At 59.1% G+C, this 24,818-nt stretch carries 24 protein-coding genes; 22 read left to right on the top strand and 2 right to left on the bottom strand.

Annotation, left to right across the window (positions count from 1 at the left end; all coding sequences use genetic code 11):
- Window positions 1-5: 5 nt before the first annotated feature.
- The 22 genes from rsmH (at window position 6) to ACTQ1E_RS00480 (ending at window position 23,172) form a co-directional block, all read left to right on the top strand.
- Complete coding sequence (gene rsmH / locus ACTQ1E_RS00585) at window positions 6-971, top strand: 16S rRNA (cytosine(1402)-N(4))-methyltransferase RsmH (protein ID WP_154515233.1); 966 nt, start codon at window positions 6-8, stop codon at window positions 969-971.
- Between the two features lie 90 nt (window positions 972-1,061).
- Window positions 1,062-1,532, top strand: a complete 471-nt coding sequence (locus tag ACTQ1E_RS00580; protein ID WP_427719178.1) for a hypothetical protein — start codon at window positions 1,062-1,064, stop codon at window positions 1,530-1,532.
- A 239-nt stretch (window positions 1,533-1,771) separates the two neighbouring features.
- Complete coding sequence (locus tag ACTQ1E_RS00575) at window positions 1,772-3,415, top strand: peptidoglycan D,D-transpeptidase FtsI family protein (RefSeq protein ID WP_441537967.1); 1,644 nt, start codon at window positions 1,772-1,774, stop codon at window positions 3,413-3,415.
- A gap of 124 nt (window positions 3,416-3,539) precedes the next feature.
- Window positions 3,540-4,964: a UDP-N-acetylmuramoyl-tripeptide--D-alanyl-D-alanine ligase gene (locus ACTQ1E_RS00570; protein ID WP_427719184.1), complete on the top strand. Its 1,425-nt coding sequence runs from the start codon at window positions 3,540-3,542 to the stop codon at window positions 4,962-4,964.
- A gap of 3 nt (window positions 4,965-4,967) precedes the next feature.
- Window positions 4,968-5,987, top strand: coding sequence for a phospho-N-acetylmuramoyl-pentapeptide-transferase (mraY, locus tag ACTQ1E_RS00565; RefSeq protein WP_154515238.1), 1,020 nt, complete (start codon window positions 4,968-4,970; stop codon window positions 5,985-5,987).
- A gap of 9 nt (window positions 5,988-5,996) precedes the next feature.
- Window positions 5,997-7,403, top strand: coding sequence for a UDP-N-acetylmuramoyl-L-alanine--D-glutamate ligase (gene murD, locus ACTQ1E_RS00560; RefSeq protein WP_441564376.1), 1,407 nt, complete (start codon window positions 5,997-5,999; stop codon window positions 7,401-7,403).
- 9 nt (window positions 7,404-7,412) lie between these two features.
- A complete protein-coding gene (gene ftsW / locus ACTQ1E_RS00555; protein WP_441564375.1) occupies window positions 7,413-8,933 on the top strand; it encodes a putative lipid II flippase FtsW in 1,521 nt (506 codons plus the stop codon).
- The gene (gene murG, locus ACTQ1E_RS00550; protein ID WP_441564374.1) at window positions 8,923-10,038 is read left to right on the top strand and encodes an undecaprenyldiphospho-muramoylpentapeptide beta-N-acetylglucosaminyltransferase; all 1,116 of its coding nucleotides are present in this window, start codon (window positions 8,923-8,925) and stop codon (window positions 10,036-10,038) included. The genes ftsW and murG overlap by 11 nt, the downstream gene beginning before the upstream one ends.
- Window positions 10,039-10,134: 96 nt before the next feature.
- Window positions 10,135-11,553, top strand: a complete 1,419-nt coding sequence (murC, locus tag ACTQ1E_RS00545) for a UDP-N-acetylmuramate--L-alanine ligase (RefSeq protein WP_154515246.1) — start codon at window positions 10,135-10,137, stop codon at window positions 11,551-11,553.
- Window positions 11,554-11,558: 5 nt separating this feature from the next.
- Complete coding sequence (gene murB / locus ACTQ1E_RS00540) at window positions 11,559-12,470, top strand: UDP-N-acetylmuramate dehydrogenase (protein WP_441564373.1); 912 nt, start codon at window positions 11,559-11,561, stop codon at window positions 12,468-12,470.
- Between the two features lie 187 nt (window positions 12,471-12,657).
- Window positions 12,658-13,692: a cell division protein FtsQ/DivIB gene (locus tag ACTQ1E_RS00535; protein ID WP_441016687.1), complete on the top strand. Its 1,035-nt coding sequence runs from the start codon at window positions 12,658-12,660 to the stop codon at window positions 13,690-13,692.
- Window positions 13,693-13,892: 200 nt separating this feature from the next.
- Window positions 13,893-15,044, top strand: a complete 1,152-nt coding sequence (ftsZ, locus tag ACTQ1E_RS00530; RefSeq protein WP_441564372.1) for a cell division protein FtsZ — start codon at window positions 13,893-13,895, stop codon at window positions 15,042-15,044.
- A 210-nt stretch (window positions 15,045-15,254) separates the two neighbouring features.
- Window positions 15,255-16,055 (top strand): polyphenol oxidase family protein, encoded by an 801-nt coding sequence (locus ACTQ1E_RS00525; RefSeq protein WP_441564371.1) that lies wholly within the window; start codon window positions 15,255-15,257, stop codon window positions 16,053-16,055.
- On the top strand, window positions 16,052-16,888 hold the full coding sequence (locus ACTQ1E_RS00520; protein WP_154515256.1) for a phosphate ABC transporter substrate-binding protein: 837 nt from the start codon (window positions 16,052-16,054) through the stop codon (window positions 16,886-16,888). Before ACTQ1E_RS00525 ends, ACTQ1E_RS00520 begins: the two co-directional genes overlap by 4 nt.
- A 1-nt stretch (window position 16,889) precedes the next feature.
- Window positions 16,890-17,816 (top strand): phosphate ABC transporter permease subunit PstC, encoded by a 927-nt coding sequence (gene pstC / locus ACTQ1E_RS00515; RefSeq protein WP_441033191.1) that lies wholly within the window; start codon window positions 16,890-16,892, stop codon window positions 17,814-17,816.
- Between the two features lie 3 nt (window positions 17,817-17,819).
- Window positions 17,820-18,725, top strand: coding sequence for a phosphate ABC transporter permease PstA (gene pstA, locus ACTQ1E_RS00510; RefSeq protein WP_427727613.1), 906 nt, complete (start codon window positions 17,820-17,822; stop codon window positions 18,723-18,725).
- Between the two features lie 12 nt (window positions 18,726-18,737).
- Window positions 18,738-19,541 carry a phosphate ABC transporter ATP-binding protein PstB gene (pstB, locus tag ACTQ1E_RS00505; protein WP_089571588.1) on the top strand — a complete coding sequence of 268 codons (804 nt, stop codon included), beginning with the start codon at window positions 18,738-18,740 and terminating at the stop codon, window positions 19,539-19,541.
- 92 nt (window positions 19,542-19,633) lie between these two features.
- A complete protein-coding gene (locus tag ACTQ1E_RS00500; RefSeq protein ID WP_427719211.1) occupies window positions 19,634-20,491 on the top strand; it encodes a phosphate signaling complex PhoU family protein in 858 nt (285 codons plus the stop codon).
- A gap of 120 nt (window positions 20,492-20,611) precedes the next feature.
- Window positions 20,612-21,349, top strand: coding sequence for a YggS family pyridoxal phosphate-dependent enzyme (locus tag ACTQ1E_RS00495; RefSeq protein WP_441564370.1), 738 nt, complete (start codon window positions 20,612-20,614; stop codon window positions 21,347-21,349).
- 60 nt (window positions 21,350-21,409) lie between these two features.
- On the top strand, window positions 21,410-22,138 hold the full coding sequence (gene sepF, locus ACTQ1E_RS00490; protein ID WP_154515266.1) for a cell division protein SepF: 729 nt from the start codon (window positions 21,410-21,412) through the stop codon (window positions 22,136-22,138).
- A gap of 15 nt (window positions 22,139-22,153) precedes the next feature.
- Entirely contained in the window at window positions 22,154-22,441 is a 288-nt protein-coding gene (locus tag ACTQ1E_RS00485) for a YggT family protein (RefSeq protein WP_427727642.1), read from the top strand.
- 62 nt (window positions 22,442-22,503) lie between these two features.
- Window positions 22,504-23,172, top strand: a complete 669-nt coding sequence (locus ACTQ1E_RS00480; RefSeq protein WP_154515270.1) for a DivIVA domain-containing protein — start codon at window positions 22,504-22,506, stop codon at window positions 23,170-23,172.
- 164 nt (window positions 23,173-23,336) lie between these two features.
- Here ACTQ1E_RS00480 and ACTQ1E_RS00475 read toward each other — a convergent pair whose 3' ends face one another.
- Both ACTQ1E_RS00475 and ACTQ1E_RS00470 read right to left on the bottom strand, forming a co-directional pair.
- Window positions 23,337-23,867: a nitroreductase family protein gene (locus ACTQ1E_RS00475; protein WP_441564369.1), complete on the bottom strand. Its 531-nt coding sequence runs from the start codon at window positions 23,865-23,867 to the stop codon at window positions 23,337-23,339.
- Between the two features lie 286 nt (window positions 23,868-24,153).
- The gene (locus ACTQ1E_RS00470; RefSeq protein WP_427719219.1) at window positions 24,154-24,777 is read right to left on the bottom strand and encodes a DUF47 domain-containing protein; all 624 of its coding nucleotides are present in this window, start codon (window positions 24,775-24,777) and stop codon (window positions 24,154-24,156) included.
- Window positions 24,778-24,818: the final 41 nt, after the last annotated feature.

Raw genomic sequence — 24,818 nt, 5'->3', positions numbered from 1 at the left:
AACGGATGGAGCGTGGGATCTTGACACAAGAATATCGGCATGAACCTGTCATGCTCGGCGAAGTGCTTGAGTCGCTGCAGCTAAAGAGCGGATCTGTCGTCTGCGATTGCACCCTTGGCGGTGCCGGTCATTCGGTAAAGATGGCCGCGCAGGTGGGGGAGACGGGTCTTTTGCTTGGCGTCGATCAGGACGACATGGCCCTCGAGGCCGCTGGTGCCCGTCTGGACCGCGAGGTCCCCGGCGTCCCGCATCAGCTGCTGAAGGGCAACTTTGGCGACTTGGACGAGCTGCTTTGCTCGGCCGAGGTGCCCGGGGTCGATGGCTTCCTGTTCGATTTGGGCGTTTCGTCACCGCAACTCGATATCCCTGGCAGGGGCTTTTCGTATAACGAAGATGCCCCATTGGACATGCGGATGGATCCGGGTAACAACACCCTAAACGCAGCTGAGGTCATCAACACCTATAACGAACACGACCTCGCCCGGATTCTACGCGTCTATGGCGAAGAGAAGTTCGCCTCGCAGATCGCACGCGAGATCGTGCGTCGACGCGAGTCCGAACCGATTGAAACCACCGGTCAGTTTGTCGAGATCATCAAGGCTGGCATTCCGGCTGCCGCTCGTCGGCATGGCGGACACCCGGCCAAGAAAAGTTTCCAGGCCATTCGCATCGAGGTCAATCATGAACTCGATGTGCTCGAGAGAGGACTTGACGCCGCCACCAGGTGGCTCAACCCGGGCGGACGCATCTGCGTCATCTCGTATCACTCGCTCGAGGACCGTATCGTAAAGAACCACTTTAAGGAGATGAGCCAGGGGTGCACGTGTCCGCCGGAGATTCCGGTGTGCGTGTGCGGCAACGTGCCGATACTCAAGGTCATCACCCGCAAACCCTTGGTTGCCCAACCCGATGAGGTTGCGCGCAACCCTCGGGCGAGATCAGCCAAAATCCGCGTGGCGGAGCGCTTGTAGCGTTACGCGCGCGATATTGGACCTCCCGCTCGCGCCATAAACGAAGCTTAAACACACTACCAACGTACTCGGGATGGGAGGCGGCATATCATGGGCTACAACACCTCAAACGCAGCACTCGCCTATGATATGAACGCCATGCCCGCCTACCGCGAGGCACCGCAGGCGCCCGCTGCTCCTCGTGAGCAGCGCACACCGCGCTTTGATGTCTACACGGGCGCGGGCCGTCAGGCAAACCAGGCGGTAAGCCCGGTTTTCATGAGCGTTCTTAAAACGTTTTGCATCATTGCGGCTATCTTCATGACGATTGGCGTCGCCCGCGTGGCGCTTGCAAGCGTTACGGCCCAGGTGCTCAACAGCAACGCCGAGCTTACCAACACGCTCGAGAAGGCGACCGATGAGAGCTCTGACCTTGAGGTCATGCACTCTGTTTATGGTGCCGATACGCGCATTCGCGATCTTGCGGGCGCTTATGGCATGGTGGAGCCCAGTGAGAGCGTTACACTTGATTTTTCGCAGGATGCAGCCGCGGGCGCTAGCTCGGCTGCGGCTGTCCAGTAATAAGGCGGTAGCTGAGTATGACAAATGATTATCACCGCGGTCCAGACGGGAGTCGCGGGCAGGGACGTCCCTCTTCGCGGGGACGTTCTGGTTATCAAGGATCGGGTCGGTCATCTTACAACTTGGGGTCGAATCGTGGCAACGACCCAACGTCGCGCCTTCGCGGCTCGGATGACCCTCAAGTACGCAATAGCAGATCGAATAGACGATCTTCGACCGAATGGCTTACGGGGACGCCATTGCCTCGCCGTAATGTCGTCATGGGTTGTATCGGTTTGGGCCTGGCTGCGGACGCCATCCGCCTTACCGACTACCAGATCGTAAATGCCGATGAGTTGCGCGGGCGCGCCGATGCTCGACGCCTGCTTGCGGAGACGCTTTACGCCAAACGCGGCACGATCTACGACCGAAACGGCAACGTGCTGACGTCGTCGGTCGAGTGCAGCAATGTCGCCGTGAATCCACAGCTGATCGAGGATGTCGATAAAACGGTATCGGCCTTGGTTAAGGCGACTGGAATCGATAAGAAGACTTGCCGCAAGCTGGTTCAGTCCGATGGCACCTGGGTGTATATCAAGCGCCAGGTAGACGAGGACGATGCCGCGGCATTGAAGAAGAAAAATCTGCCCGGCGTGCTCTTTGAGCAGGCGATGAAGCGGGTGTATCCATACGGCAATCTGGCTTCGCAGGTTCTAGGCGTGGTGAACGTTGACAACGTGGGCCTAACGGGACTTGAAAAGCAATATGACAAATTGCTGACCGGAACAAACGGCACGCTGGTACGAGAGCGTGCGAGGGACGATAGCTATATTGCGGGTGGCGCCTATAAAAAGGTTGCCGCCATCGATGGCGTTGACATCGTGACGACGCTGGATGTCAATATCCAGCGTGCAGCAGAGGACGCTCTGGCGGAGGCGGTCGAGAAGACCAAAGCCAAGAACGGTTCGGCTTTGGTGACAGACCCTACTACCGGCGAGATTCTGGCCGCCTGTTCGTATCCGACCTACGACCCGACCAATCTGGAGAACGCCAAGACCGAGGATATGAACTTGCGCTTGGTCACCGATGCGTATGAACCCGGTTCGGTCTTTAAGACGCTCGTTGCAGGTGCGGGTTTCGACTTGGGCGTCGTGCGCTCGAGTACGTCGTTTGAGGTGCCGGCGAGCATTAAGGTCGGCGACGATACCGTCACCGATGTCGATAAGCGTGACTACGCCATGACCATGGATGTGCGCGAGATGATGCGCCGCTCATCCAATGTTGGCTTTGTATTGGTCGGGCGTAAGATCGGCGCGGACGATTTTGCCGCGTACGTGGACAAATGGGGCGTTGGACACAGTTCGGGCATCGATTTTCCCGGCGAGAGCCTTGGCATTGTCAAGGAGCGTGACCAGTATGACGGTGCCACGTTGGGCTCGATGAGTTTTGGCCAAGCGCTGTCTGTCTCGCCGATCGAGATTGCGCGCGCCGTGGGCGGCATTGCCAACGGCGGCGTGATGATGACGCCGCACTTTTATAAATCCAGCAAAGGCGAGGAGAAGGACTGGGGCGAGGGCGAGCAGGCGATTTCTGAGGACGCCGCCGCCCAGGTGATATCGTGCATGCAGACGGTCGTTTCCGAGGGCACGGGTGTCGGGGGCGCCGTCGACGGTTACGACGTGGCGGGTAAGACCGGTACGGCCGAGCGCGCCGATGAAAAAGGCGGCTACCTCAAAGCGAGCTATATGTCGTCCTTTATGGGGTTTGCCCCGGCGCAAGCACCCAAGGTTTTGTGCTATATCACGCTCGACGGAACGCCGAGCGGTTCGGATGCTGCCGCCGTGCCGTTCCAGATCATTATGGCTAACGCGCTCGATGTGTTGGGTATCCCACGCACCAAGTAGGGGGTTACAATCCTGAAAAGGGCTGTCGATTAATCTGGAGGGTGTTCACATGCCCTGCACCACGCATGCGCGGCGCTGGGATACAATACGCCGATAGCATTATTAGGTTTACAGGGGAGCTGCAATGATAGAGATCGCCGTCAACAACCTCGCGGCCGCAACAGGGGCCCGGACCGTGACGGGAGAAGCCGATCGGGTATGCCGTGGGTGCGTTATCGACTCGCGCCAGGTTGAGGAAGGCACGATTTTTGTTGCCTTTCCGGGTGAAAAAGTCGACGGCAACGATTTTGCTTCCCGCGCCATCGAATCGGGCGCCGGCGCTGTTGTGATGACGCGCGAGCCCAATGCCGAGCTTGTATCGCTGGCTCAGCGTAAGGGCTGCGCCATCCTACACACCGATGATCCCGAGGAATTTTTGCTGCGCCTGGCACATGCCTATCGCACGCAGCTTGGCTGCCTCGTGGTTGGCATTACCGGCTCTATCGGTAAGACGACGACCAAGGATGTCCTTGCGGCAGTGCTTGCCAAGCGCTATCGCGTTTGGGCCACCAAGGGTAATTTCAACAATCTGATCGGTATGCCGCTCACGGTTTTGGCCGCTCCTGCCGACACCGAGGTGCTGGTTCTCGAGATGGGTATGAACCATTTTCACGAGATCGAGCGCCTTTCTCGGTCCGCCAATCCCAACCTTGCCATCGTGACCAAGATCGGCACCTCTCATATTGGAATCCTGGGAAGTCGCGAGAATATCGCCCGCGCTAAGTCCGAGATTGTTGGGGGCATGTGTGCCGCCGACGACCTTCTCCCGTTGCTGGTTTTGGGCGGCGAAGACGACTTCACCCCGTTCATTCGTGAGACGTTTGCCGAGCCCGCGGGTATCGACGTGATGCTGGCGGGTGTTTCGGATGTTGATGAGGTTTGCGCCCGCGGCATTCACATTGATGACGAGGGCCGCCCGGTCTTTACGCTTGACTTTGGCATGGGTGAGTCCGTTGACACCATGCTCGCCATTCCCGGCGTCCAGTCCGTTCCCAATGCCGTTAAAGCCGCCGCAGTTGCCTATCGTTTGGGTGTGACCCCCGAGCAGATCGACGCTGCCTTTAGGGGTATCGCGATTACCGGTCATCGTCAGGAGATCAAACACGCCAAGAGCGGTGCCCGCATTATCGACGACTCGTATAACGCCAGCGCCGAATCCATGGCTGCTGGCCTTGACCTGCTGTGCTCGCTTTCGTGTTCTGGCTCTCGAATGGCGATTCTGGGCGAGATGGGCGAAATGGGCGACGAGGCCCCCCGCATGCATGAGCTGGTGGGCGCCTATGCCGCGGCTAAGAAGCTCGATATGCTGGCGTGCGTGGGCGGTGAGCTGGCCGCTCGTATGGCCGAAGCCGCGCGCATGATGGGCATGGACGAGGACCGCATCCAGGTGTTCTCCGATTATCAGCAGGTGCTCGACCGTATGGCCGGCGCACTTGAGAAACATGACGTTGTGCTGGTCAAGGGCTCTCGCTTTGTCGAGCTCGACCGCTTTGTGGAAGGTGTGTGCTAGCCCATGTTCGGGAACCCCGCGTATCCTACATACCAGGCCTTTTTGGGACTTGGCATCGCCGCCGCCATTGCGCTGCTGCTCATGCCGTGGTGGATCAAGCTTCTTAAGGTCGAGGGTATCGGCCAGCAGGTCCGCGCCGATGGACCCAAACGCCACCTGATTAAGCAGGGCACGCCCACCATGGGCGGCGTTGTCATTCTCGTAGCCGTTTCGCTGACGTGCCTTTTGATGGGCAAGCTCACCACCGAGCTTGTGCTCGTGCTGCTTGCCACGCTTGCAACCGGCGTTCTGGGCCTTATCGACGATTTGACATCTGTCACGCACGGTCGTTCGCTCGGCCTGACGCCCCACGCCAAGATGATCGGTCTCACCATCATCTGCGTCACGTTTACCGTGCTTGCCGTCAGCTGGTGCGGCGTTGCCCCCGAGATTCGTTTTCCCGGCGGTCTGACGATTGACCTCGGTATCTTCTCGACCACCATTGGTGGCCTTACCTTTCCGTGGCTCTACATCGTCTTTTGCTGGCTGATGATCGCCGGTCTTTCTAATGCCGTGAACCTGACCGATGGCCTGGACGGCCTTGCCGGTGGCACCTCTATGATTGCCATGCTTGCCATGGCTGCCATGGCGTTTTTGCACGGTGACGTAAACCTGTCTATCTTCTGTACCGCATGTGCTGGTGCTTGCCTGGGCTTCCTTTGGTTCAACTGCTATCCGGCGAGCATCTTTATGGGTGATACCGGCTCTCTTGCCTTGGGTGCAGCCTTTGCCTGCACGTCCATTATGACCAACACCGAGGTCGTCTCGCTCATCATCGGCGGCCTGTTTATCGTCGAGACCCTGTCGGTCATGATTCAGGTCGTCTACTTCCACTTTACGCATAAGCGCGTCTTCCTTATGGCGCCCATTCATCATCATTTCGAGAAGAAGGGATGGGCCGAGACTAAGGTCGTCATCCGTTTTTGGATTGTCGCTGCCGCTTTTGGCGCTCTGGGCCTTGCCCTGTTTTTCCAGTTGGGATAGTGGTTTTTCATGCCTCTTGCAGATTCCTTTAGCCTGCTCGTCTTGGGCCAGGGTAAGTCCGGTCTTGATGTCGCTCGCTGGGCGCTTGCGCACCCCGAGCGCGTGAGTACCGTTACCGTGTACGGTGGCGGCACGTCCGAGCCCAATGATGCCACGCGCTCGCTCGAGGCGCGCGGGGTATCGTTTGTCTACGGAACCGAGCAGGTCGAGGGCGCGTTTGATGTATGTGTGACGTGTCCGGGCATCTCGGAGTTCTCGGCATTCTTTAAGGCTGGCCGCGATCACGCTGCCCAGATCATGGGTGAGCCCGAGTTTGCCTACCGCCTGTCTCCCAAAAATTGGATCGCCATTACGGGCACCAATGGCAAGACGACCACCACGTCGCTGACCGACTACCTGCTTAAGGCAGCGGGCGAGGCGAGCGTTGCTGTCGGTAATATCGGTGAGCCTCCGGTGAACGAAATCGACGACCGCGCGCATAACGAGTGGTTTGTAGCTGAGCTTTCGAGCTATCAGATCGCAACGACCCAGGAGCTTCACCCCCGTGTGGCGGTGCTGCTCAACATCACCCCCGACCATCTGGGCTGGCACAAGAGCCATAAGAACTATGCGCTCGCCAAGATTAAGCTCTTCGAGAATATGGTCGATGATGACCTTGTGGTTATCGACGTCGAGGATGCCGGTATCCATGAATTCGATGAGTATGTCTACACGCCGGGTCGTCGCATCTGCAAGGTCGCCTTTGACGAGCCTGCGGGCGAGGACGCCGCATTTGTGCGCGATGGCAAGATGGTCATTCGCCTGAAGGGCGTCGAGACCCCGCTCATCGCCACGTCCGAGCTCAAAATCTCCGGACATCACAATGTCATCAATGCCCTGTGCGCTGCCACGGCTGCCCTGGCCGTCGGTGCCGATGTCGACGGTGTGTGTCGCGGCCTGGCCTCATTCCAGCCGCTGGAGCACCGCGTTGAGCCCTGTGGCGAGATCGATGGCGTGCGCTTCGTCAACGATTCCAAGGCAACGAACACCGATGCGGTCGAAAAGGCCCTGACGGCGTTTCCCGACGACGACGTGATCTTGCTGCTCGGTGGTCACGATAAGGGCACGCCACTCGAGTCCTTCGCCCGCGTTGTCATGGACAACGTGCGATCGGTCGTCTGCTTTGGCGATGCGCGCGAGCGCTTTACCGCCGCTATGGACGAGGCCGATGTCGATGGTGACGTTGATATCGCTCAGGCTGACGACCTGCGCGACGCCGTCGACGTTGCCCGTTCGCTGTCGAGCCGAGGCGACGTGATCCTGCTTTCTCCCGCCTGTTCTTCGTTCGATGAGTTCTCGGGCTACGAGGAGCGCGGCCGCGTGTTTAAGGACTACGTGGCCCAGCTTGCCGCCGCAGCGAAATCGCAAATGGAATAGGGGCCGCCGGTGAGAGAGGAGAGCCCCCGACAAGGTATGAGGAGGCCCGACTCGGACCGTGCTTCCTCGCAGCGCAGTACGCCGCGTTCCGGTCGCGGCGGGCAGACGCTCAGCGAACGCTATATTGCCGGCGTCCCCGCCCGCATCATGCGCCCTCGTTTGATATTCATGGCGTGCCTGTTTACTTTAGTGTGCTTTGGTCTGCTGATGGTGTACTCGGCGTCATCGGTCGAGGCATTGCACGAGAACGGCTCGGCGACGTTTTTCCTGGTTCGACAGGCTACCTTTGCCGGGGTTGGCGTGCTTGCCATGGTTGCGATCGTTCGCGTCTTGCCGGACAGCTGGTTTGGGGAAGATGTACTTAGGGTCTTCCTTATCGGCATGATTCTCTTGCTGTTTGCGGTATTTCTTGTCGGCAGTGGCAGCCGTGGCGCCACGCGCTGGCTCAACATCGCCGGTATTCAGTTCCAGCCGTCTGAGTTTTTAAAGCCGTTTGCCATCGCGTATTCGGCCATCATACTCGACCGTTTCTTTTCGCCCGGTGGCAACATCAACGAGTTCCTTCGTAAGATGGTCGTCTACTTGGGCATTTCGCTCTTTTTGATCTTTATCCAGCCCGATTATGGCACCGTCTTGATCATCTCACTGACCCTCATGTGTATGGCGTTATTTGCGGGCCTAGACCCCAAGTTTATCATCGGCGTGATCATTCTCGTCATTGTCATGAGTGTGTTTGCGCTTGTTGCAGAGCCGTACCGCATGGTGCGTGTTCAGGTTGCCCTGAACCCTTGGGCCGACGAGTATGGCGATGGCTATCAGGCAACGCTTGCCATCATGGCGTTTGCTTCGGGCGGCTTGTTCGGCCGCGGCATCGGTAACTCCACCATGAAGTATTCGTATCTGCCCGAGGCACACAACGACTATATTCTGGCCATTATCGGAGAGGAGGTCGGTTTTGTCGGGACCGCGCTGCTCTTCCTGGTCTTTGCGATGCTGATTTACTCAGCGTTTCGCATTGCCGAACAGGCTGCGGACCGTCGCGGAGCGCTCATGGCATCGGGTTCCGCAGTCATTCTCGCGGTACAGTTTTTGATCAATGCGCTGGGCATCCTCAACGTGTTTCCCATGACGGGTAAGCCGCTGCCATTTATCAGCTACGGCGGTTCGTCGATTATCGTATCGCTTATGCTTGCGGGGCTGATCTTGCGCGTCTCGCACGAGAGCGCCCGTCGTGATGAGTACGACCGTCGCCGCGAGAGCTTTGCCGTTATGGACGAGAGCACCGCCGGCGTGCCCCATGTGCGCGGCGATCGCCCTTCGCGCAACGGTTTTACCGTCTTGGATGGCTCTGCGTCCGAGCCGGCGGTTCGTCCGCGCCCGCGAACGGCTCCGCAGGGGCGTCCCCAACGCCCGAACCCCCGAAGCTCGGGCGGCGGATATAATCGAATCAATTTGAATTCGGACCCGTCGGCGCGTCTGCGCACCGACGATCAGGGACCGCGCGTACGAAGGGATTTTCATGACCGATAAGATGACCGTTGCTATCGCAGCCGGCGGCACGGCGGGACATATCAACCCTGCGCTTGCCTTGGCTGAGGAGTTGCGCGACCGCGGACATCATGTTGTGTTCGTGGGCCAGTCGCACAAGCTCGAGGGTCGTTTGGTTCCCGAGGCCGGGTTCGATTTTGTACCTATCACGGTCACGGGCTTCGACCGCTCCCGTCCTTGGACCGCGCTGAGCTCGCTGTGGCGCGTCAATAAGGCCAAGCGCTCGCTCGCCAGCCATTTCTCAAAGGTTGGCAAGCCCGATGCGGCTATCGGTTTTGGTGCCTACGTCGAGGTCCCGCTGCTGGGCTGGTGCAAGGATGCGGGCGTTCCGTATCTGCTGCACGAGCAGAACTCTGTTCCGGGCCTGGCCAATAAGATGATGAGCTCCCATGCCGCCCGCGTGTGCATCTCGGTGCCGGCTGCGCGCTCTGTCTTTGAGCGCGGGGGCGACCCCGAGCATGTGCTCATGACCGGTAATCCGGTGCGCCGCTCGGTCATTGAGGGCGATCGCGCCCGCGGCCGCGAGGCACTTGGCGTGCCCGAGGACGCTGTGCTGCTGCTCGTCTTTGGCGGTTCGCTCGGTGCCCAGCATCTCAACGAGCGCGTAGCCTCGCTCAAGAGTGAGCTGCTGACCCGCGAGAATCTCTACATTTTGCATTCGACGGGTGCCGACGGCTTTGAGGACACCGAGCGTGCTTTGGCGCTGACGTCCGATGAGATGAAGCGCTATCGCGTCCAGCCCTACATTGACGACATGGGCGACATGCTAGCTGCAGCTGACCTGGTGCTCTCGCGCTCCGGCGCCTCGAGCGTGGCCGAGATTGCCGCCCTCGCCGTGCCTTCGGTGCTCGTGCCGTATCCGCATGCCACGGCCGACCACCAGACGACCAATGCGCGTTATCTGGTCGATGCCGGTGCCGGCGTGCTTTGTGCCGATGCCGATATCGATGCTCCGGCGTTTGCCGAGGAGCTGCTGCATCTGGTCGATGACGCTGCAGCGCGCGATGCCATGCGTCAGGCGGCGCGCGGGTTGGCTCAGGACCGCGCCGCCGCACTTTTGGCCGATGCGGTAGAGGGTTTGCGTTAGTTAGACGGGATATCGAGCTTGCGCTCGCGCGGATGCGGTAGGTGCGGTACAGTTAACGGGTTACAGGCAGTGTTTACGCAAGGAGTACACGAGCACATGGCTGATTCCCAGACTGCAACCTCCGCGCCCGAGTTCAAGAGCGCCCACTTTATCGGTATCGGTGGCGCCGGCATGAGCGGCATCGCTCTCGTTTTGCACGAGCGTGGCTATGCCGTTACCGGTTCCGACCTTAAGACCTCGCGCTACATTCGTCAGCTTACCCGTGCTGGCGTGAAGGTTCATGTGGGCCACGAGGCCGCCACGATCGATGAGGTCAAGCCCGACGTGGTCGTGGTCTCTACCGCTATTCCCGAGTCCAACCCCGAGCTTGTGCGTGCTCGCGAGCTCGGTATTCCTGTGTGGCCCCGCGCCAAGATGCTCTCGGCTCTGGGCCACGGCTACACCACCATCGCTGTTGCCGGTACGCACGGCAAGACCACGACGTCCTCGATGTGTGCCACCATGCTCGACCGCATGGGTCTGGATCCCAGCTTTTTGATCGGCGGTATCGTCGAGGGTTACGATACCAACGGAAAGAACGGCTCGGGTGACTACTTTGTCGCCGAGGCCGATGAGTCCGACAGCTCGTTCCTGTTCCTGAACCCCAACGTGGTCATCGTGACCAACGTCGAGGCCGACCATCTCGACCACTACTCGGGCATCGAGGAGATCGAGGCCACCTTTGCCAAGTTTATGGGCCTGGTTGGAGAGAGCGGTACCGTCATCGTTTGCGGTGAGGACCCGCATCTGGTCGAACTCGCCAAGTCGACGGGTCGCCACGTGCTTTCCTATGGCTTTGCCGAAACCAACGACGTCGTCTGCGTGCATCCGGATGTCAAGGGCATTCAGAGCGACTTTATCGTTCGCTTTGAGGATGGGACCGAGCATGCTGTCGAGATCAAGAGCAACCCCGGTCGCCACAACATGCTCAACGCCACGGCAGTGCTAACCGTTGCCCATGTCCTGGGTCTCGACGTCGATGCCGCAGCCGAGGCGCTTTCGAGCTTTGAGGGCGTCCGCCGCCGCTTTACCCATGTGGGCGATATTGACGGCATCACCGTGGTCGATGACTACGGCCATCACCCCACCGAGATCAAGGCGACGCTTGCCGCCGCCTCGTCGCTGGGCTATAAGCATGTTGACGTCGTGTTCCAGCCGCACCGCTATTCGCGTTTGCAGGCGCTGTGCGATGACTTTGCCGATGCCTTCGCCAATGCCGATAAGCTGCTGCTCATCGATGTGTTCTCTGCCGGCGAGATGCCGATTCCGGGCGTTACCTCCAAGATGCTCGCTGATACTGTGCGCGCCAAGCACCCTGGCAAGGAGGTCGTGTACTGCTCCAGCCGTCTCGAGCTCAATCGTGAGCTCGAGAAAATGGTAGGTGAGGGCGATCTGCTGCTTACTATGGGCGCCGGCGACGTTACGACCGTTGGCCCTGAGTTCATCGAGTATCTGACTGCCAAGAAAGACGCTTAGCCCCTATGGGTCTGTTTAACGCCGTCATGGCGCTTTCGGGCATGATTGACACGGATGTCGTCGAGGATGAACGCCTTGCGCGTCATACGAGTTATCGTATCGGCGGCAAGGCCGACCTCTTCGTGACGTGCCATAGCTATCATGCCCTTCGTCGTGCCGTGGCAGTACTCGACCGTGAGCAGGTGCCGTGGGTCATTATCGGCAAGGGATCTAATCTGCTCGTTGCCGATGCGGGCTATCGCGGCGCCGTCATTTCGCTGGGGCGTGAGTTTCAGCGCACCGTTGTTGCCGAGGACGGTTGCACGCTGACCGTTGGCGCGGGCGTTATGTTCGCACGTTTGGTCAACGATGCCCTGTCGCGCGGGCTTTCGGGCCTTGAGTTTGCGGTTGGCATCCCCGGCTCGGTCGGCGGCGCCGTATCTATGAACGCCGGTACGCGTACCGAGTGGATAGGTTCGCTTGTCGAGGATGTGGTCACGTTTGACCCGGCATCCGGCATTAAGCATTATGCGGGGTCCGAGATTGCCTGGGGCTACCGTGAGTGCAGCCTGCCGCGTAACGAGATTATTCTCGAGTGCGTGCTTAAGCTCAAGCCTGCGCCTAAGGCCGACATTCGCGAGCGTATGGAGCGGTACCTGACGAGGCGCAAACGCACGCAGCCCATGGGTCGCGCTTCTTGCGGGTCGGTCTTTCGCAATCCACCCGACGCGAGCGTTGGCAAGCTGATTGGGGATTGTGGATTAAAGGGTTTTTCGGTTGGCGGTGCGGAAGTTTCGCCCGTACACGCTAATTTTATCGTTAATAACGGTACCGCCTCGGCCGATGACGTGGCCGCGGTTATCAGGCATGTGCACGGAAAGGTGAGGGAGGCGTATGGCATCGAGCTCAGACCGGAAGTCAAATTCCTCGGCTTCTAGAGCATCGAAACCTACCTTCCGCCGCGCCGGAGGGCGTTCCGGCGCACCCGTCCAGCCTCAACGCAAGCCCCCTGTGTCCTCCAAGTCCGCTGGATCCGTACGGTCCGCCAAACGTCCGGTCGTCGGCTCGCAACTTGGTGGACGCCCTGCCGCAAAAAAGACGGTTCACCCGGCTCCGCGCCCCTCGGTGACGTCTAAGTCGGCGATGGGTGCCAAGCCCTCTCGCCCCATAGTGACGCCCAAGCCCTCGCTGGGGGCTAAAGCGACGCATCCCGGTCGTACGTTGGGCGCTGCCAAGCCGCGCTCGTTGACGTCGGTACCCGCCACTAAGGCACCTGCGACCAATAAGGGTATCAATCCGCTGTCGTCGCTTGGCGCCATGGCGAGTAAGACGTCCGAGGCCGCCTCTGCCGTTAAGGGCAAGGGCAAAATCGTGGGCGGAATCTTGGCGGCTGTGGCCGTGCTTGCCGTCGTTGCCATCGTCGTTATCAATTCCGGCCTGTTTGCCGCTACCGATATTCAGATCGAGGGCAGCGAGCATGTGACCAAGCACGATGCCATGCAGCTGATCAGCCTGCCCGAGAACACATCGCTCTTCAACGTAAATCCCGACCAGATTACCGAAGATCTCAAGCAGAACCCGTGGGTTTCGGGCGTGGACGTTCAACGGCAGTTTCCCCACACGCTCGTCATTACGCCGACGGAGCGCAAGGTCACCGCGATCGCTTATATAAGTTCCGACGATCTTGCCTGGGCCATCGGCGACGATGACACCTGGATCGCACCGCTTTCGACCTCTGTGGAGGTGGACGACCAGGGAAATGTCGTCACTTCGGGTGAGGGCGCCAACACATTGAGCGGTATCGATGCTGCGTTGGCGCTGGCCAAGCACTACGGGGCCGTGCTGCTTACCGATGTCTCGGCTGATGTCGAGCCGGTCTCGGGGCGGGCTGTTTCTTCCAAGGCCGTTAAAGCGGGCCTGGATTACGTGCGTGGTTTTTCCGGCGAATTCTTGGCGCAGATCAAGGATATTTCTATACCTTCGGTCGAGGCCATCTCGGCGAATCTTGATAATGGCGTTGAGGTCTCGCTGGGCGATTCTGATGATATCGCCAAGAAGGAACGCGTCGTGACCAAGCTTCTGTCGCAGGTAGAGGGCGTAACCTACATTAACGTTCGGTCTCCCGGCAACTATACGTTTAGAAACGCACCGACCGCTTAGCGTCGGTGCGTGGCTTTGTTGAGGGGCCATACCACGCCGTTTATCTGGTTTGTTTGGTTTTCACGGTCAATTATTTGACTGATACGTTCATAATGTGCAAACATAATACGGTTTACCTTTGCATTTACTTTCAACCTGAAGGTTAATGTGCGCAGGGGTCAACCCATGCTATGGCTATAACCTTTGTTCGGAGGACCGACATGCACGAGACAGAGATCAACAACTACCTTGCCGTCATTAAGGTGGTCGGCGTCGGCGGCGGCGGTACCAACGCGGTCAATCGAATGATCGAAGAGGGCATTCGTGGCGTCGAGTTTGTTGCCATCAACACCGATGCTCAGGCGCTCGCGATCTCTGATGCCGATATCAAGGTCCACATCGGTACCGACCTTACCCGCGGCCTGGGCGCTGGCGCCAACCCCGAGGTTGGTCGCAAGGCTGCCGATGAGTCCCGCGATGACATCGCCGAGGCGCTCGCTGGCGCCGACATGGTGTTCATCACCTGCGGTGAGGGCGGTGGCACCGGCACCGGCGCCGCTCCCATCGTTGCCGATATCGCGATGAACGAGGTCGGTGCGCTGACCGTCGCCGTCGTGACCAAGCCCTTCACCTTCGAGGGCCGCAAGCGTAAGAAGAGCGCCGAAGAGGGCATTAAGACCCTTTCCGATTGCGTCGACACCATGATCGTTATCCCTAACGACAAGCTGCTCGACATCGCCGAGAAGAAGACCACCATGCTCGAGGCCTTCGCGATTGCCGATGGCGTCCTTTCCCAGGGTACCCAGGGCATCACCGACCTCATCACCGTCCCGGGCATCATCAACCTGGACTTCGCTGATGTTAAGACCATCATGAAGCAGGCCGGCACCGCCATGATGGGTATCGGTACTTCTTCTGGGGACACCCGTGCCGTCGACGCCGCCCAGCAGGCTATTTCCAGCCCGCTGCTCGAGAGCTCTATCGATGGTGCTACGCGCGTCCTGCTCTCCATCGCCGGCTCCAAGGATCTGGGCATCCAGGAGATCAGCGACGCTGCCGACGTTGTCGCCAACGCCGTCGATCCCGAGGCCAACATCATCTTCGGTACCGTTGTCGACGAGTCCCTGGGCGATCAGGTGCGCATCACCGTTATCGCTACGGGCTTCTCCGACTCTAATGTCAACCGTCAGGACGAGCTCTTCGCTGCTCAGCAGTCCCAGAGCAAGGCTTCCGTTGCCGAGTCTCAGCATACCGCTCCCGCTGCAAGCTCTGCTCAGTCTGCCCCGACCCGCAACGTCGGCGGTACGGAGCTTCCCAATTTTGGTAACGACCAGTTTGAGCTTCCCGACTTCCTTAAGCGTGGTAGCTTCTAGTTCGTTTTTCCCAACGACCTGCACGGGGTGTATCCATTTGGATGCACCCCGTTTTGTTTCTCGTTTGTAAACGAAAGTCTCCAATCTCTTTACGTTCCCCTTACGTTTGGTCCCTACCGCTGTGGGTATCCTTTTGTAGAAGTATGGCAGCCGTATGGCACGGACTGCTGCGGCTTGGCCGCGATACTCGTGTTATTAGGAGGCTTTAGTATGGCAGCACGTGCGGACAACGTTTCGCGTGTCGACCATGATGGAGTTACGTTGGTAGAGGGCGCGACGCACGATGTCCGCTTTGCCTTCACCGAACGCACTGGCGGTGTTTCCGAAGATGCGTACTCCTCACTCAATCTGGGCTCGCATGTTGGCGATGACCCCTTTGCCGTTCAAGAAAATCGTCGCCGCGTACTCGAGGCCATGGGTGCCGCCGAGTGCGAGCACAACCTGCTTGTCCCCAATCAGGTACACGGTGACAATGTCGTGACGGTGACCTCGAACGGCGCCGATGATCTCGAGAACATTCGCGAGCAGATTGCCGAGGGCTGCGATGCCCTCGTCTGCACGGCGCATGAGGTGCCCGTGATGCTTTGCTTTGCCGATTGTGTTCCCGTTGTGCTGGTGGCTCCCGGCGGCTTTGCCGTGGTGCATTCTGGTTGGAAGGGCACGATTGCGCGCATTTCCGCCAAAGCGTGCCAAGCGCTCTGCGAGGCGGCTGGCTGCAAGCCAGACGACATCTCTGCCTATATTGGGCCCCATATCCTGGGTGACGAGTACGAGGTGTCCCAAGAACTTATGGACCGCTTTGCCTCCGAGTTCGCGTGCATCGATGCTGCCGCTTCTCGTATGCTCGATCTTTCCGCCGCCATTCGCGAGGCGCTGATAGACGCCGGCGTCGAAGCGAACGGCATTGTGGACACCAAGCTCTCCACCGTTCGTCAGAACGACCTCTTTTATTCCTACCGCAACGAGGGCGGCACCTGTGGGCGCCATGCTGCGATCGGCGTGATGCTATGAGAAAGATCGCATCGGTCCTAAGCGCGGCAGTGCTCACGCTTACGCTGTGTGCCTGCTCCTCGGGATCTTCCACGTCTTCTATCACCGTGGCCGGCTCGACCACCTGCCTTCCCATTGCCGAGATTGCGGCCGAGGGCTTTAAGGAGGAGACCGGCACCGACGTGCTCGTCTCTGGCCTTGGCTCTTCTGCCGGTATCGAGGCCGTCAGCAACGGCACGGCTGACATCGCCAGCTCGTCTCGTGGCCTCAATGCCGACGAGCAGAATCTGGGCCTGACCCCGATTGTAATCGCGCACGACGGCATCGCAGTCATCGTGAACGACGATAATCCGGTCGACAACCTCTCGACCGAGCAGCTTCGCGACATATACGCCGGTAAGATTACCAACTGGAAGGAAGTCGGCGGAGAGGACCTGAAGATTCAGGTTATTAACCGCGATGAGGCGTCCGGTACGCGCGAGGCCTTCCGTACCATCGTGATGGACGGCACGCCGTTCGATCGTCGCTCTGCCGTTCTTTCGGGCACGGGCCAGGTACGCGATGTCGTGTCCCGTTCGCGTGGTGCTATTGGCTACATCTCGCTGGGTTTTGTCGAGAGCCTCAACGCTAAGACTTCGGTTAAGGCTGTTTCGGTCAACCATGTCGAGGCATCCGAGAAGACGGTCGCAAGTGGCGGCTACCCCATCTCGCGCGACCTTTACTTCTTTGTGAAGGGTACGCCTTCGCAGCGTGCACAGGACTACATTGACTATGTGACGTCGGAGAAGATGGACAAGCAGATTCGCGAGGCGGGCTTTATTCCCGTCACCAACGACGGAAAGGGGAGTGAGTAGCATGGAAGCACAGGAAACCCCCCAGATTGAGCGAGAGGCTCAGGCGCCCAAAAAGCGTGAGTTGGCGTTGGTGTCGCGCAGCACCTATCTCAAAGAGAAGGCGCTGCAGTGGATCTTCTTTGCTTGCGCGTTCTTGGCGGTCGTCACCGTCATCCTGATTTTTGTCTTTACCACGTACTCGGCGTTGCCCGTCTTTACCGACATCGGTCTGGCGGACTTCTTTAGCTTTACGTGGGCGCCCTCCGAGGGCCACTACGGCATTATGTCGCTGCTGGCGGGCTCTGGTCTGGTGACGGTCGGTGCGCTCGCCATGGGTGTGCCCCTGGGTGTGGGCACGGCCGTGTATCTGGTCGAGATCGCCGGCAAGCGCGTGCGCAGTCTCATCAGCCCCGCCGTCGACCTGCTGGCGGGTATCCCCTCCATCATCTACGGTTTCTTTGGCATGGTCATCATCCGTCCGTTTATCGCGCAGCTGACCGGCGGTCTTGGCTTTGGTGCGCTGACAGCGTGGCTCGTGCTCGCCATCATGATCGTTCCCACCATCACCACGCTCACCATCGATGCCCTCAATTCCATTCCCATGGGCATTCGCGAGGCATCCTATGCCATGGGTGCCACCAAGTGGCAGACCATCTACAAGGTCGTGCTGCCTGCAGCCAAGTTGGGCATCGTCGATGCGATTGTCTTGGGCATGGGTCGTGCCATCGGTGAGACCATGGCCGTGCTCATGGTCGTTGGCAACGCTCCGGTCATCCCGGACAGCATCTCGAGCCCCATCTCGACGCTCACGAGCCAGATCGCGCTCGACATGAGCTATTCCTCGGGCCTGCACCGCTCGGCTCTGTTTGGCATGGGCGTGGTCCTGTTTATCATTTCCGCCGCATTGGTGGGCATCGTCCGTCTGATTTCCAAGAAGAAGAGGGGGTAGGCTATGTCCGATTCCGTTGACACGACGGTCGATACGACCTCGTCGCGCGAACGCATCAAGCGTGCCCTTTCCCATGGTAAGAAGGGCCGCATCAACAAGGATCTGTCCAACAAGATTATGCTCGGCGTGTTTCGCGCCGCGGCCTATATCACCACGCTGGTGCTGGTCGCCATCATCGCCTATGTAGTTATCAACGGTCTGCCGCACATCTCGCTCGACTTTATCTTTGGCTGGCCGCAGGGAGTAAACGCCGAGGGCGGCATTTGGCCCACTATCGTCTCGACCGTCTACGTGACGGCGCTCGCCATGCTCATCTGCACGCCGGTTGCCGTCTTGGCTGCGGTCTATCTGGCCGAGTATGCCAAGCAGGGCAAGGTTGTCGACATCATTCGCTATGCTGCCGATGCCCTGGCCTCGGTGCCCTCCATTGTTATGGGCCTTTTTGGCTACGCCTTGTTTGTCGAGGCCATGGGCCTGGGTCTTTCGATGGTTTCGGCCGCCCTGGCGCTCGCACTTCTGATGCTGCCCATTGTCATGCGTACCACCGAGGAGGCAATCCGCGCCGTTCCGCGCTATATCCGTTGGGGCGCATATGGCCTGGGTGCCACCAAGTGGCAGGTCGTCTCCAAGATCGTGCTTCCTTCGGCTTTTGGCCGCATCGCCACCGGCATCGTACTTGCCATCGGCCGCGCCATCGGCGAGACCGCCGTGGTGCTCTACACCATGGGCCAGGCCATCAACCTGCCTATTTCGCCGCTCGATTCCGGCCGCCCCATGACCGTTCACCTTTATCTGCTTGCCAATGACGGCATCAACATGAACGCAGCCTACGGCACCGCGCTTTTGCTGATGGCGATTATTCTGGCCTTCAACCTGTTTGCGCGTTATCTGTCGCGCAAACGCCGCTAGTTAAGGAGTCCCATGTCCGTCTATCAGTCCGCTCCCACGCTGGAGCAAGCGGCCATCACGGCCAAGGATTTCAACTTTTGGTACGGTGACTTTCATGCGCTGACGGGTCTCGACCTCAACATCGCCAAAAACGCCATTACCTCGTTTATCGGCCCTTCGGGCTGCGGCAAATCGACGTTTTTGCGCTGTATCAACCGTATGAACGACCTTATCGAGGGCACGCGCGTCGAGGGCACCATGACGCTCGACGGCAACGATATCTATGCCGAGGGCGTCGACCCGGTCGACCTTCGCCGCCGCGTGGGCATGATTTTTCAGCAGCCCAACCCGTTCCCTAAATCCATCTACGAGAATGTTGCTTTTGGCCCTCGTCTGCAGGGCGTGACTAGCAAAAGCGACCTCGATGACATCGTGGAAGAATCGCTCAAGCGCGCCAACCTCTGGAAAGAGGTATCCAATCAGCTCAACAAGGATGGTTTGGCGCTTTCGGGCGGTCAGCAGCAGCGTCTGTGCATCGCGCGTGTGCTCGCGGTGCAGCCCGATGTCCTTCTGATGGACGAGCCCTGCTCCGCCATCGACCCCACGTCCGTCTCCAAGGTCGAGGATCTGATGGCCGAGCTGGCGCCCGAGATGACGATCATCATCGTCACACATTCAATGCAGCAGGCAGCTCGCATTAGCGACTACACCGCCTTCTTCTTGCAGGAGGTTGCCGGCGAGCCCGCCACGCTCATCGAGTATGGTCAAACCGACGCGATCTTCACCAGCCCGGTGGATTCGCGGACGGAAGACTATATCACCGGCCGCTTTGGCTGATCGGTGCGACTAGTCCCAAGCCGATCGGACCTGGTCCGGTGCGTATTCACTGTGCGGGCGGCATGACCGCACCCAACTGATTGGAGTGAACCATGCGCAAACTGTTTTCCCGTCAGCTCGTCGAGGCTCGTCACGAGATGTTGAGCATCTACGAGGCTGTAGACCTGGCTCTTCACGACGCCGTGAAGGCCTATGTGACCGACGACCGCAAGCTCGCCACCAAGACCAAGAAGCGCACGCTTTCGATTGACGCGCGCTGCGCCAACCTGGAGGCCGTGTGCTACAACCTGATCGCTACGCAGTCGCCGGTCGCCTCCGACTTCCGCTTGCTGCAGACAATCATCTACGTCGACTTTAACCTGCAGCGCATGACCGATAAGGTTCGCCAGATCTGCCGCGCCACGCGTCATATGGTCAAGGCCGATATCTCGCTGCCCCAGGAGCTCGTCGGTACGGTTGAGGCCGAGGCCGAAGCCGTATACCAGGTGCTGGGCTCGTCGCTTTCCGCGCTCGTCACCAACGATATGTCCATCATCTGCAACCTGGCCGTCGAGGACGAGCCGGTGCATGCGGCCTATGAGAAGTTCTTCCGTACCTTCAACCGCATGGACGCGGGCGAGTTTATGGACGACGACAGCAACTATGACGATCTGCGCCGCGCCATCATGGTTTCACGCTACCTCGATCGCATCGCCTCGATTTCCATCGATGCCGCCTGCCGTCTGACCTTCCTTTTGACCGGCCAGCGCATGAACGCCGGCGATATCGCCCGTACGGACGAGGATGAGCTCGAGAGCATGCGCGTACCTTCGGGCGAGGGCGTCATCATGAGGCCAGCTGTCGATGCGCGCTTTGTTGCCAAGGTGCCCGCTAACGAGGTGAGCGAGGGTCTTCGCTACCTGCTCGAGCACCTGGAGGACGAGGACGATACCGAGGATGACGAGGAGTAGGGTAGCTCCGTTCGTCGAAAGATTGTAAATACCTAAGTGAGCGCGGCCTTGCACATGCAGGGCCGCGCTCTTGCGTTAGCATGGGACTACTTGTATGGCTGTTAGCGGAGGCGATTGGCAATGGATAATTATTTGAACGTGATGCGCGCTCGCCGCGAGCAGATTCTCGAACGCTTTTATGCCGCACTCGATCGCGCGGGCCGTTCTCACGATGCCGCACGTCTGATTGCCGTCTCCAAGACCGTTGGCGTCGATGAGACCGTTGCCGCCATCCAGGCAGGGTATCGTCATTTTGCCGAGAACCGTCCGCAGGAGCTTGTTCGCAAGCTTGCGGGGTTGGCGGAGCATCCGGAGCTGCCCAAGGTGCGCTTCGATATGATCGGTAATCTTCAGACCAACAAGATCAATGCGGTGCTGGGTGCGGCCGAGCTGATTCATTCGGTGGGGTCGCTTCATTTGGCGCAGGCTATCTCGAGCCGTGCCGTCCGCAAGATTGAGGCGGGCGAGCTTGCCGGTCCTCAGCATGTGCTGATAGAGGTTAATGTAAGCGGGGAGGAGTCCAAGGGCGGCTTTTCGCCCGATGAGGTTCGTGCCGCGGCTGGCGAGCTTGCGGAACTTGAGGGAATTTGTGTGCAGGGGCTTATGACCATGGCACCCCGGGGGAATAAGGATGTGGCGCGCCGAACCTTTGCCGGGCTGCGTGAGTTGAGGGATGAGCTGGAGACGGCACACCCCGATCTGTGTCTGCCTGAGCTTTCTTGCGGCATGAGCGAGGACTTTGAGCCTGCCCTTGAGGAAGGCTCGACGCTTGTTCGCCTGGGCAGGGTAGTATTCAGCCCGGAGTTTGAAGTAAAATAAGAGCCTGAAGTGCGCGCTGATTGTCAGAGCGCCTGCATTAGACCGTGAGAGGACACAACCATGGGTTTCCTTGACGAAATAAAAAATAAAATGCACCTAGGCGGCCAGCAGGGTTATGACCAGGGTTATGGCCAGGATGATGACTACGGTTACGATGACGGCTATGACGACGGCTATCAGAACAACGGCTACAGCGGTGCTTCGGGCGAGGGCTTCTACACGCAAGATGAACCGAGCAATGGACTGCTGGGGCAGACACGCCGCGGAGAGGCTGAGTCGGTTGCTGTGTACACGCGTTCCGGTCAACTGATCGGCGACGACTCCCGTCACGCTACGACGTACAATCCGCCTTCGCGCTCTCAGGATGCCGCTGCGGGCGGTTATCGTCCCGGCGCCTATGACACGCCGTCAAGCTACGCCGAGAACGCTCGGGTCCGCGCTGCCGCTGTGCCCGCTCCTGCTTCAACGCCGAGCGATGCCTCTGCCTATGCGAGCAATATCATCAACGCCACGCCTCAGTTGCCGGCCTACGTTCTTCGTCCGGAGAGCTATGACGACGTGGAGACGGTCGTGCGCCGCGTGCGTACCAAGCAGCCTGTCGCGCTGATCTTTGTGGGCGTTCGCACCGAGGTCGCCAAACGCGTCCTGGACTTTAGCTATGGCTTTGCCTGCGGCCTGGGCGCTTCGGTCAAAGAAGTGGGCGATCGCGTGTTTATGGTGCTGCCCGCCGGCTGCGAGGTCAAGGATTCCGACCTCAAGAAGCTCCGTGCCGACGGCTATCTCAAGTAAAGACAAGGCGAGGAGATTCCCATCAACATCTACACCATCGTTCAGCTTGTCAACACGCTGTTTAATTTTTATTCCACGTTGATTGTGGTCTACTGCTTTATGACGTGGATTCCCATGAAGCAGGGTGGTTTGCTACAGGATATCGCGGCGGTGCTCGACAGCGTTTGCGGCCCTTGGCTCAACCTGTTTCGCCGGTTTATGCCGCCGATGGGCGGTATCGATTTTTCACCGGTCGTTGCGATTATTGCGTTGCAGTTGGTGCAGAAGCTCATTCTGCAGCTACTTATAGGTATACTCGTATAGGACTGGCTCAGTAACCTATGTCGGGCGCTTAGCGCCAAGGCGATGATAAAGGAGAACTTGTTATGGCTATTACCCCTGCTGACATCCAGGCTCAGACCTTCTCTGAGGCCAAGCGCGGCTACGATCCCGCCGAGGTCGACGTCTTCCTGGAGACCCTGTCCTCCGAGGTCGACGCTATGCTTGCCAAGATCGTTGATCTTAAGGGTCGCCTGACCGCCACCGAGCAGCAGCTTGCCGATACGCAGGCTCAGCTTGCGCAGGCCCAGGATTCTGCCGCTCAGGCTGCCCCTGTCGCCACTCCCGCTCCCGATTTCTCCGCTCAGGAGCGTCAGATTTCCGCCGCTCTCATTGCGGCTCAGCAGACCGCCGAGGCGATTGTCAACGACGCTAACGAGAATGCTGACCGCATCCGCAACGAGGCCGACGCCAAGGCCCGCGAGGTCATCCGTCAGGCCCTGACCGAGAAGCAGGCCGAGCTCGAGGAGATTGACCGTCTGAAGGCTTCCCGCGAGGAGTTCAAGGCCGAGTATCTCAAGCTCATTCAGCACTTTATGGACGATGCTCAGAATTCCTTCCCGGCCGATCTGCTGGCTTCTACGCCGGTCGGTTCCGCGGCTTCTCCTGCCGTGACCATGCCTGCCGCCGAGCCGCTGCCTGTCGCTGATCCGGTTGTCCCCGTGGCCGACCCCTTCGCCCCGATTGACAACTTTGCCGCGGACGACCTGGACTAGCGCCAAAACTACAATCTAGCTCTTAAAAGGAGCTCGCGCTTGCGAGCTCCTTTTTTTAGCTGTATACGGGTTGGGAAACATAACGCCGAGCTCTGCGTGCGATAGGGCAGAACTCGGCGAACGTTTGAGCGGTAAAAGGTAGATTTTAGGGCATGGGCCAAAAACTACTTGAGGAGGAAATTGGATAGGGGAATGGTGCGGGCCTCGCGATGCTCGGGTTCGGCGATATGGTCGGCGGGATAGCCGCAGACGAGCATGTGGTAGGGATAAACGCCCTCGGGCAGGTTGAACTGCTCGCGGGCTAGCTCGGGCTTAAAATGGCATACCCAGCACGTTCCCAGGCCCTGTTCCTCGGCCTCCATCATCATCTGATCGCAAACAATCGAGGTGTCGATAGCGTTGGAGTTCATCTGGTCATAGGGACGCACCCAGGCATTGTTGGTAACGCTGCAAACGAGGAAGATGAGCGGAGCGCCAAAGATGGACCCATCACGAGCAAACCGAGGCTGACAAGCAGCTGCCTTTTCCAGAAGCTCAGGCGTATCCAACACCATCACACGGGTTGGATGATTATTGCAAGCAGAAGGAGCAATGCGTCCAGCCTCAACAATGGTATCCACCACAGCCTGCTCAACAGAACGATCCTCAAACTCACGACAAGAATACCGAGACCGAGCCAGATCCAAATACGACATACAAGCCCTCCAACAATTAAAAATCAAACAAACCCAAAGTAACCCAAAGAGTACCCAAAGCAGCAATCAGTCAAACTCTCACCAAGGGCCAAAGTGTCCGAGCGGGTACCAAAGGGCCTTTCAGCCAAACCCCCATTGCGCTAAAACTATCAGCCAAAGTTCCAATGGTGATACACAAGGGAGCGGGCCCGACCACTGATAACCTTTTGAACGACTCTGCTTGCAGCCGGAGTGAAAAAAGGTTATCAGTGGTCGGGCCCGCGACCGGTGGGACGCGTACCCCCAATTAACTGTTCTTCATGACAATCGAATCCACGACATCGGCCACATTCTCGCAGCAGTCGGCGCAGTACTCCAAGAAGGCGTACACGTCACGCCAGGCGATGACCTCGAGCGGGTCCTTGCCGTTGACGTGCAGGTTACGCATGGCGTTGATGTAGAGTTCGTCGGCCTCGGACTCGATGGTGTTGATCTGGATGACGAGCTCGCGCAGCGTTTTGGACTTGCGGTAGTTGGGCAACTCGACCATCAGGTCCTTCATGGCGCGGCAGGCGTCGGTCACCTTGTGGGCGATCACGATGGCATCGGGGTGGATGCTCTGGATGTTGGTGAAGTAGAGGCGCTGCACGACGCCCTCAATACGGTCGAGCACGGTATCGAGCGAGCAGCTCATTAGGTTAAGGTCCTCGCGCTCAAGCGGGGTGATAAAGGCCGTGAGTAGGGCGTCTTCGAGCTCATGGTGCTTCTTGTCTGCTGCATGCTCAATCGCATGCATCTTCTCGAGCATGTCGTGGATCTGCGCGGGGTCAAAGTTCTCAAAAATCTTGGTGAGCAGCTCGGCTGCCTGAACGGCGAAGTCGGCGCAGGCGACGTAGTTGTCAAAGTAGAACGAATCGGGTTTCTTTGCCATGAGTGATCCTTTCGGGGCGAAGACGGGTGGGCGAGGTAATG

Origin of the sequence: Collinsella sp. LCP21S3_C7 (assembly GCF_052118485.1) — a bacterium.
GTDB lineage: Bacteria > Actinomycetota > Coriobacteriia > Coriobacteriales > Coriobacteriaceae > Collinsella.
This window is presented reverse-complemented; position numbering and strand designations above follow the sequence as displayed.

Bases quoted from the DNA above. Each gene is read 5' to 3' on its own strand.
- pstB (WP_089571588.1), top strand. From the start codon at position 18,738: ATGTCCGTCTATCAGTCCGCTCCCACGCTGGAGCAAGCGGCCATCACG.
- sepF (WP_154515266.1), top strand. From the start codon at position 21,410: ATGGGTTTCCTTGACGAAATAAAAAATAAAATGCACCTAGGCGGCCAG.
- ACTQ1E_RS00475 (WP_441564369.1), bottom strand. From the start codon at position 23,867: ATGTCGTATTTGGATCTGGCTCGGTCTCGGTATTCTTGTCGTGAGTTT.
- ACTQ1E_RS00470 (WP_427719219.1), bottom strand. From the start codon at position 24,777: ATGGCAAAGAAACCCGATTCGTTCTACTTTGACAACTACGTCGCCTGC.
- pstC (WP_441033191.1), top strand. From the start codon at position 16,890: ATGGAAGCACAGGAAACCCCCCAGATTGAGCGAGAGGCTCAGGCGCCC.
- murD (WP_441564376.1), top strand. From the start codon at position 5,997: ATGCCTCTTGCAGATTCCTTTAGCCTGCTCGTCTTGGGCCAGGGTAAG.
- ACTQ1E_RS00495 (WP_441564370.1), top strand. From the start codon at position 20,612: ATGGATAATTATTTGAACGTGATGCGCGCTCGCCGCGAGCAGATTCTC.
- ACTQ1E_RS00500 (WP_427719211.1), top strand. From the start codon at position 19,634: ATGCGCAAACTGTTTTCCCGTCAGCTCGTCGAGGCTCGTCACGAGATG.
- ACTQ1E_RS00480 (WP_154515270.1), top strand. From the start codon at position 22,504: ATGGCTATTACCCCTGCTGACATCCAGGCTCAGACCTTCTCTGAGGCC.
- rsmH (WP_154515233.1), top strand. From the start codon at position 6: ATGGAGCGTGGGATCTTGACACAAGAATATCGGCATGAACCTGTCATG.
- murC (WP_154515246.1), top strand. From the start codon at position 10,135: ATGGCTGATTCCCAGACTGCAACCTCCGCGCCCGAGTTCAAGAGCGCC.
- ACTQ1E_RS00570 (WP_427719184.1), top strand. From the start codon at position 3,540: ATGATAGAGATCGCCGTCAACAACCTCGCGGCCGCAACAGGGGCCCGG.
- mraY (WP_154515238.1), top strand. From the start codon at position 4,968: ATGTTCGGGAACCCCGCGTATCCTACATACCAGGCCTTTTTGGGACTT.
- murG (WP_441564374.1), top strand. From the start codon at position 8,923: ATGACCGATAAGATGACCGTTGCTATCGCAGCCGGCGGCACGGCGGGA.
- ACTQ1E_RS00580 (WP_427719178.1), top strand. From the start codon at position 1,062: ATGGGCTACAACACCTCAAACGCAGCACTCGCCTATGATATGAACGCC.
- ftsZ (WP_441564372.1), top strand. From the start codon at position 13,893: ATGCACGAGACAGAGATCAACAACTACCTTGCCGTCATTAAGGTGGTC.
- murB (WP_441564373.1), top strand. From the start codon at position 11,559: ATGGGTCTGTTTAACGCCGTCATGGCGCTTTCGGGCATGATTGACACG.
- ACTQ1E_RS00525 (WP_441564371.1), top strand. From the start codon at position 15,255: ATGGCAGCACGTGCGGACAACGTTTCGCGTGTCGACCATGATGGAGTT.
- ACTQ1E_RS00520 (WP_154515256.1), top strand. From the start codon at position 16,052: ATGAGAAAGATCGCATCGGTCCTAAGCGCGGCAGTGCTCACGCTTACG.
- pstA (WP_427727613.1), top strand. From the start codon at position 17,820: ATGTCCGATTCCGTTGACACGACGGTCGATACGACCTCGTCGCGCGAA.